Genomic DNA, 7,837 nt, shown 5'->3' on the forward strand with positions numbered 1-7,837 from the left:
GCGCCGCCCTGTCGTCCTTCCAGCCCGCGCTCCTGCTGCTGGTCGTCGCGCTGGGCCTGGGGCAGGCGACTACCGGCGTTCGCGCCCCCACGCACCAGTTGCTGGAACGTCTCGCCGCGCACCTGGCCGATCGCGACCAGCCGTATCAGCGTGGACAGTGGGCCGGCCAGCCGGACGCCTGACCCACCGATTCGTTCGGATTTCCGAACGAGAATTGCCCGGATATCCGGATGACCGAACGCGGCGTCGTTTCACCCCGCCCATCCATCCAATATTAATCCTTACAATTCAATCATTTAACCAAAAACTCAAAGCTTGGCACGGAGCCTGCTCTGCTCCACCTCGAACATGCGACCGGCCTGGAGTGAGCCTCGCCGGCGCTGGACTGAATAACAAACACAACCAGTCGAGGTAGTCTCCATGCGTTTCGCACCCCGTGCGTTGGGCGTCGCCATTGTCGCAGCCCTGCTCGCCACTCCCGTCGTCGCCGAAGAACTCACCGGTACCCTGAAGAAGATCAAGGAATCCGGCACCATCGTCCTCGGCCACCGTGACGCCTCCATCCCCTTCTCCTACCTCGGCAGCGATCCGCGCCAGCCGGAAGGTTATTCCCACGACCTGCAGATCAAGGTCGTCGAAGCCCTGAAGAAGGAGCTCAACGCTCCCGACCTGAAGGTGCGCTACAACCTGGTGACCTCCCAGACCCGTATCCCGCTGGTGCAGAACGGCACCGTGGACATCGAGTGCGGCTCCACCACCAACAACCTCGAGCGCCAGAAGCAGGTCGACTTCTCCGTTGGCATCTTCGAGGTCGGCACCCGCCTGCTGACCAAGACCAGCTCGGGCATCAACGACTTCCCGGACCTCAAGGGCAAGAACGTGGTGACCACCGCCGGCACCACCTCCGAGCGCCTGCTCAAGCAGATGAACGCCGACCAGAAGATGGGCATGAACATCATCTCGGCCAAGGACCATGGCGAGTCCTTCCTGATGCTCGAATCCGGCCGCGCCGTGGCCTTCATGATGGACGACGCGCTGCTCTACGGCGAAATGGCCAAGGCCAAGAAGCCCGACGACTGGCACGTGGTCGGCAAGCCGCAGTCCTACGAGATCTACGCGTGCATGGTGCGCAAGGGCGACGCACCGTTCAAGAAGGTGGTCGACAAGGCCATTTCCGACACCTTCGCCTCGGGTGAGGTCAACAAGATCTACGACAAGTGGTTCATGCAGCCCATCCCGCCGAAGAACCTGAATCTCAATTTCCCGATGAGTGATGAGCTCAAGAAGCTGATCGCCAATCCGACCGACAAGTCTGCCGAGCAGATGTAACGGTCGCGCGCGGCTGCGCCCACAAGGCGTAGCCACGCGGGGGATCGGGAGCGCCAGCCATGTGCTCCCGAGCCCACTACTCCAATGATGACGATGCCGGAACATCCGCTACCCGCGGATGGCGGGAGCCCTTGCGCCCGCATCCGGCCTCGAACACACCGTGAAATGTCTTACCCGAGGGGAAACCCGTCATGGATTACAACTGGGACTGGGGCGTGTTCTTCAAGTCCACCGGGATCGGCGACGAACGCTACCTGGACTGGTACATCACCGGCCTGGGCTGGACCATCGCCGTCTCGCTCGCGGCCTGGGTCATCGCCCTGGCGCTCGGCTCGCTGCTGGGCGTGATGCGCACCCTGCCCAACCGCTGGCTGTCGGGCATCGCCACCGCCTACGTGGAGCTGTTCCGCAACGTGCCGCTGCTGGTGCAGCTGTTCATCTGGTACTTCCTGGTGCCGGATTACCTGCCGCAGCCGCTCCAGGACTGGTTCAAGCTGGGCATCGCCCCGGAAACCTCGGCCTTCCTCAGCGTCGTCGTGTGCCTGGGCCTGTTCACCGCCGCGCGGGTCTGCGAGCAAGTGCGCACCGGCATCCAGGCGCTGCCCAAGGGCCAGCTCGCCGCCGCCAGCGCCGTGGGCTTCCGCCTGCCGTCGATCTACCGCCACGTGCTGCTGCCCCAGGCCTTCCGGATCATCATTCCGCCGCTGACCTCGGAATTCCTCAACGTCTTCAAGAACTCCTCGGTGGCCTCGCTGATCGGCTTGATGGAGCTGCTGGCGCAGACCAAGCAGACCGCCGAATTCAGCGCCAACCTGTTCGAGGCCTTCACCCTCGCCACCGCGATCTACTTCACCCTGAACATGAGCCTGATGCTGATCATGCGCATGGTCGAGAAGAAAGTCGCCGTGCCGGGCCTGATTTCCGTGGGAGGTAAATGATGGACTTCAGCCAGATCGTCCCCGCCCTCCCCGGTCTCTGGGAAGGCATGCTCACCACCCTGCAGCTGATGGCGCTGGGCGTGCTGGGCGGCGTGGTGCTGGGCACCATCCTGGCGCTGATGCGGCTGTCGAGCAGCAAGCTGCTGTCGAACATCGCCGGCTTCTACGTGAACTACTTCCGCTCGATCCCGCTGCTGCTGGTGATCACCTGGTTCTACTTCGCGGTGCCGTTCATCCTGCGCTGGATCACCGGCCAGGATACCCCCGTGGGCGCGTTCACCTCATGCCTGGTGGCCTTCATGATGTTCGAGGCGGCGTACTACTGCGAGATCGTCCGCGCCGGCATCCAGGCCATCCCCAAGGGCCAGATCGGCGCGTCCTACGCGCTGGGCATGACCTACGGCCAGTCCATGCGCCTGATCATCCTGCCCCAGGCGTTCCGCAAGATGACCCCGCTGCTGCTGCAGCAGAGCATCATCCTGTTCCAGGACACTTCGCTCGTGTACTCGGTGGGCCTGATGGACTTCCTCAACGCCGCCCGCTCCCGCGGCGACATCATCGGCCAGCCCCATGAGTTCCTGATCTTCGCCGGTCTCGTCTACTTCGTCATCAGCTTCGCCGCGTCCTTCGGCGTGAAGCGCCTGCAGAAAAGGTTAACCGTATGATCTCCATCGATAACGTCAGCAAGTGGTATGGCGACTTCCAGGTGCTCACCGACTGCAACACCAAGGTGTCCAAGGGTGAAGTGGTGGTGGTCTGCGGGCCGTCCGGCTCGGGCAAGTCGACCCTGATCAAGTGCGTCAACGCGCTGGAGCCGTTCCAGAAGGGCGACATCACCGTCGACGGCACCTCCATCGCCAACCCCAAGACCGACCTGCCGAAACTGCGCTCGCGGGTCGGCATGGTGTTCCAGCACTTCGAGCTGTTCCCGCACCTGACCATCACCGAGAACCTCACCATCGCCCAGCGCAAGGTGCTGGGGCGGAGCAAGGAAGAGGCGATGGACAAGGGCATGAAGCTGCTCGACCGCGTCGGCCTCAAGGCCCACGCGCACAAGCATCCCGGCCAGCTCTCCGGCGGCCAGCAGCAGCGCGTGGCGATCGCCCGCGCGCTGGCCATGGACCCGATCGTCATGCTGTTCGACGAACCGACCTCGGCGCTCGACCCGGAGATGGTCAACGAGGTGCTCGACGTGATGGTCCAGCTCGCCCACGAAGGCATGACCATGATGTGCGTGACCCACGAGATGGGCTTTGCGCGCAAGGTCGCCGACCGGGTGATCTTCATGGACCGCGGGCAGATCGTCGAGGACTGCCCGAAGGAGGAGTTCTTCGGCGACCTGCAGAACCGCGCCGAACGCACCCAGCAGTTCCTCGCCAAGATCCTGCCGCACTGATTCAGGTTCGCTGATCCACCCGAGCGCCCCGGTTCGCCGGGGTGCTCGACCTCACCGCAAGTACAAGAATAAATAAGGAAGTCCAATGCGCGTGTTCCACTTCAGCAAGCTGCCCCTGGGCGTCGCGATCCTCGCGGCGAGTTCTTCGGTGTTCGCCGTCACCCTCGACGGCGGCGCGGTCGCCGCGCCGGACCAGTACGGCGCCAAGGTCGCCGCCGATATCCTCAAGAAGGGCGGCAACGCCGTCGACGCCGCGGTCGCCACCGCCTTCACCCTCGCCGTCACCTACCCCGAAGCCGGCAATATCGGCGGCGGCGGCTTCATGACCCTGTACGTCGAGGGCAAGCCGTACTTCCTCGACTATCGCGAGATCGCCCCCAAGGCGGCGACCAGGACCATGTACCTGAACGACAAGGGCGAGGTGATCGAGAACCTCAGCCTGGTCGGCGCCAAGGCCGCCGGCGTGCCGGGTACCGTGATGGGGCTGTGGGAAGCGCACAAGCGCTTCGGCAAGCTGAAGTGGAGCGAGCTGCTGACCCCGGCCATCGGCTACGCGCAGAGCGGCTTCAAGGTCGCCGACCAGCAGTACCAGTACCGCCAGGACGCCATCGCGCTGTTCAACGGCAAGACCAACTTCGGCGACTACTTCGGCACCATGAAACCGGGCGAAGTATTCAAGCAGCCCGAGCTGGCGAAGACCCTGGAGCGCATTGCCGACAAGGGCCCGGACGACTTCTACAAGGGCGAGACCGCCAAGTTGCTGGTCGCGCAGATGAAGCAGGACGGCGGCCTGATCAGCGCAGACGACCTCTCCAGCTACGAAGCCAAGTGGCGCGAGCCGATGCGCATCGACTGGCAGGGCAACACCCTCTACACCGCGCCGCTGCCCAGCTCCGGCGGCATCGCCCTGGCCCAGCTGATCGGCATCAAGGAACAGCGCGCCGCCGACTTCAAGGGCGTCGAACTGAACTCCGCGAGGTACATCCACCTGCTCGCGGAAATCGAGAAGCGCGTGTTCGCCGACCGCGCCGACTACCTGGGCGACCCGCAGTTCTCCAAGGTGCCGGTGGCCCAGCTGACCGATGCGAAGTACATCGCCAAGCGCGCCAAGGAAGTGAACCCGGACGCCATCTCGGAAACCGAGAAGGTCCGTCCCGGCCTGGAAACGCACCAGACCACGCACTTTTCCATCGTCGACAAGGACGGCAACGCCGTCAGCAACACCTACACCCTCAACTGGGACTTCGGCAGCGGCGTGGTGGTCAAGGGCGCCGGCTTCCTGCTCAACGACGAAATGGACGACTTCAGCTCCAAGCCCGGCGTAGCCAACGCCTTCGGCGTGGTGGGCAGCGACGCCAACGCCATCGAGCCGGGCAAGCGCATGCTCTCCTCCATGAGCCCGAGCATCGTCACCCGCGACGGCCACGTCAGCCTGGTGCTGGGCACCCCCGGCGGCTCGCGGATCTTCACCTCGATCTTCCAGGTGCTGAACAACGTCTACGACTACAAGCTGCCCCTGGAGAAGGCAGTCGCCGCGCAGCGCGTGCATCACCAGCTGCTGCCCAAGGACACCATCTACTACGACGCATACGCGCCGCTCACCGGCAAGGTTGCCGACGAGCTCAAAGCCATGGGCTACACCCTGGAAGACCAGGGCTGGAACATGGGTGACATCCAGGCCATCCGTGTCAACGGCAAGGCCCTGGAAACCGCCTCCGATCCGCGCGGCCGCGGCGTCGGCATGGTGGTCAAACCCTAAGCCTGCGGACGCGCACCGTGTGGTACCCGAGCCAGTCCATCGCCGCCCCCCGGCGTTGGGCTGGTTCGGCCCCGGCGACTGTGCTGCAATGCGCTTCCAGCCCACTGCCGCCGCCGCTCACCGTGAAGCCACGCCTCGTGCGCAACTACCTGTTGCCTCTCCTGCTGCTCCTGCTCACCCTGGGCTTCGGCTACGGCGGCTACCTGATCAGCGAAGGCGCCGGGACCCGCAGCCTGATCGAGACTGGCGAACGCCAGCTGGAACTGCACGCCCGCGGCGTGGAAAGCGAGATCAGCCGCTACACCTACCTACCCAGCCTGCTGGAGCTCGAAGGCAGCGTCAGCCGCCTACTGACGGACCCGACGCCGCTGCACCGCGACCGCGTCAACCATTACCTGGAAGGCCTCAACCGCCGCGCCGGCAGCCGCGCCGTGTACCTGCTGGATACCTCCGGCCGGGTGCTCGCCACCAGCAACTGGCAGGACGCCGACAGCTACCTGGGTGAAGACCTGTCCTTCCGCGCCTATTTCCAGGAAGCGGTGAATGGCCGCCCGGGACGCTTCTACGGCATCGGCAGCACCACCGGCGAGCCCGGTTACTACCTCGCCCACGGCCTGGTGCATGGCGGCAGGATCGTCGGCGTGGCGGTGGTCAAGGTGCGCATGGAAGCCCTCGAAGAACGCTGGGAGAAGGCGCGCCTGCAAGCCTTCGTCAGCGACGAGAACGGCATCATCATCCTCTCCAGCGACCCGACCCTGCGCCTGAAGGCCGTACGCCCGCTCAGCGACCAGGACAAGGAACGCCTGGCCCGCAGCCTGCAGTACTACTGGTGGGCACTCAACGAATGGCAGCCGCTGGCGCGCCACGCGCTCGGCGAGGGCGTCGAGGAAATCAGCTTCCCGCCGCCGGGCGAGCACACCGAGGGCCACAAGCCGCTCAGCTACCTGATGCAGACGCGCAGCCTGAGCGACACACCGTGGAACTTCACCCTGCTCACCCCGCTCGCCGACCTGCGCCGCGAAGCGCTGATGCATGGCGTGCTGGCTGCCGTCGGCTTCGCCCTGTTCGCCTTCCTGCTGATTGCCTGGAACGAGCGGCGCAAGGTCATCGCCACCCGCCTCGCCGCCCGCGAGGCGCTGGAGCAGGCCAACAACGCCCTGGAGCGGCGCATTGCCGAGCGCACCGCCGACCTGCGCGCCAGCAACCAGCACCTGCGCGAACAGATCCGCGAACGCCGGCAGGCCGAGGACACCCTGCGCAAGGCTCAGGACCGCCTGGTGCAGGCCGGCAAGCTGGCGGTGATCGGGCAGATGTCCACCAGCATCGCCCACGAACTCAACCAGCCGCTGGCGGCGCTGCGCACCCTGTCGAGCAACAGCGTGCGCTTCCTCGAACGCGGCAAGCTCGACGTCGCCAGCAGCAACCTCGAAGCCATCGCCGAAATGGTCGACCGCATGGGCCGCATCACCGCCAGCCTGCGCGCCTTCGCCCGGCGCGCAGACGACCACGGCCAGGCAACCCTGAGCAAGGCGGTGGACGCCGCGGTGATGGTGTTGCAGGTGCGCCTTGCCGAAGTGCCCGTGACCCTGCACCGCGACTACCCCGACGCGCAGCTGGCCATCGACCAGACGCGCCTGGAACAGATACTGGTCAACCTGATCGCCAACGCCCTCGACGCCATGCGCGCGCAGGACGACCGCCAGCTGTGGCTGGAAGGCCGCAGCGAAGGCGACGGCCACTACCGCCTGGTGGTCCGCGACAACGGCCCCGGCATCCCGCAGGATGCGCGGGTGCACCTGTTCGAACCCTTCTTCACCACCAAGCCCGGCGAACTCGGCCTGGGCCTGGGCCTGACCCTGTCGGCCAGCCTCGCCACCGCCGCCGGCGGCAGCCTCGGCGTGGCCTACCCGGAGGCCGGCGGCACTGCCTTCGAGCTTCACCTGCCGCTGCTGCCCGCCATGGAGACACCCGCATGAGCGACCCATCCCTGCGCGTCCTGATCGTCGAGGATGACCCCCACGTACGCCTTGGCTGCCAGCAGGCGCTGGCCCTGGAAGACATCGAGACCGACAGCGTGGGCAGCGCCGAGGAAGCGTTGAAGAAGGTCGGCGCCGACTTCCCCGGCATAGTCGTCAGCGACATCCGCATGCCCGGCATGGACGGCCTGCAACTGCTGGAGAAGCTCAAGGAGCGCGACCCCAGCCTGCCGGTGGTGCTGATCACCGGCCACGGCGACATCGCCATGGCGGTCAAGGCCATGCGCGACGGCGCCTACGACTTCATGGAAAAGCCCTTCTCCCCCGAGAAGCTGGTGGACACCGCGCGCCGCGCCCTCGCCCAGCGCGCGACCAGTTCCTTGCCGGTGCCGGTCTCGCCTTCGATGAGCACGTTGGCGGAGGTGTCGGCGACGTTGGC

At 65.8% G+C, this 7,837-nt stretch carries 6 protein-coding genes and 2 pseudogenes; all 8 read left to right on the forward strand.

What is annotated here, in order from left to right; all coding sequences use genetic code 11:
- A pseudogene (locus ACCC94_RS25590) lies at positions 1–182 on the forward strand (phosphatidic acid phosphatase); the annotation flags it as partial.
- A gap of 238 nt (positions 183–420) precedes the next feature.
- On the forward strand, positions 421–1,329 hold the full coding sequence (locus ACCC94_RS25595) for a glutamate/aspartate ABC transporter substrate-binding protein (RefSeq protein ID WP_413352427.1): 909 nt from the start codon (positions 421–423) through the stop codon (positions 1,327–1,329).
- Between the two features lie 191 nt (positions 1,330–1,520).
- The gene (locus ACCC94_RS25600; RefSeq protein WP_413352428.1) at positions 1,521–2,267 is read left to right on the forward strand and encodes an amino acid ABC transporter permease; all 747 of its coding nucleotides are present in this window, start codon (positions 1,521–1,523) and stop codon (positions 2,265–2,267) included.
- Entirely contained in the window at positions 2,264–2,932 is a 669-nt protein-coding gene (locus ACCC94_RS25605; RefSeq protein ID WP_192431732.1) for an amino acid ABC transporter permease, read from the forward strand. The genes ACCC94_RS25600 and ACCC94_RS25605 overlap by 4 nt, the downstream gene beginning before the upstream one ends.
- Positions 2,929–3,663, forward strand: coding sequence for an amino acid ABC transporter ATP-binding protein (locus tag ACCC94_RS25610; RefSeq protein ID WP_017521680.1), 735 nt, complete (start codon positions 2,929–2,931; stop codon positions 3,661–3,663). Before ACCC94_RS25605 ends, ACCC94_RS25610 begins: the two co-directional genes overlap by 4 nt.
- Positions 3,664–3,748: 85 nt before the next feature.
- Complete coding sequence (gene ggt, locus ACCC94_RS25615; RefSeq protein ID WP_413352429.1) at positions 3,749–5,422, forward strand: gamma-glutamyltransferase; 1,674 nt, start codon at positions 3,749–3,751, stop codon at positions 5,420–5,422.
- An 80-nt stretch (positions 5,423–5,502) separates the two neighbouring features.
- Positions 5,503–7,398 (forward strand): sensor histidine kinase, encoded by a 1,896-nt coding sequence (locus ACCC94_RS25620; RefSeq protein ID WP_413352430.1) that lies wholly within the window; start codon positions 5,503–5,505, stop codon positions 7,396–7,398.
- Positions 7,395–7,766: pseudogene (locus ACCC94_RS25625) on the forward strand (sigma-54-dependent Fis family transcriptional regulator); the annotation flags it as partial. The gene ACCC94_RS25620 and the pseudogene ACCC94_RS25625, both read left to right, overlap by 4 nt.
- Positions 7,767–7,837: the final 71 nt, after the last annotated feature.

Source organism: Pseudomonas sp. Pseusp97, assembly GCF_047304025.1.
Classification (GTDB): domain Bacteria; phylum Pseudomonadota; class Gammaproteobacteria; order Pseudomonadales; family Pseudomonadaceae; genus Pseudomonas.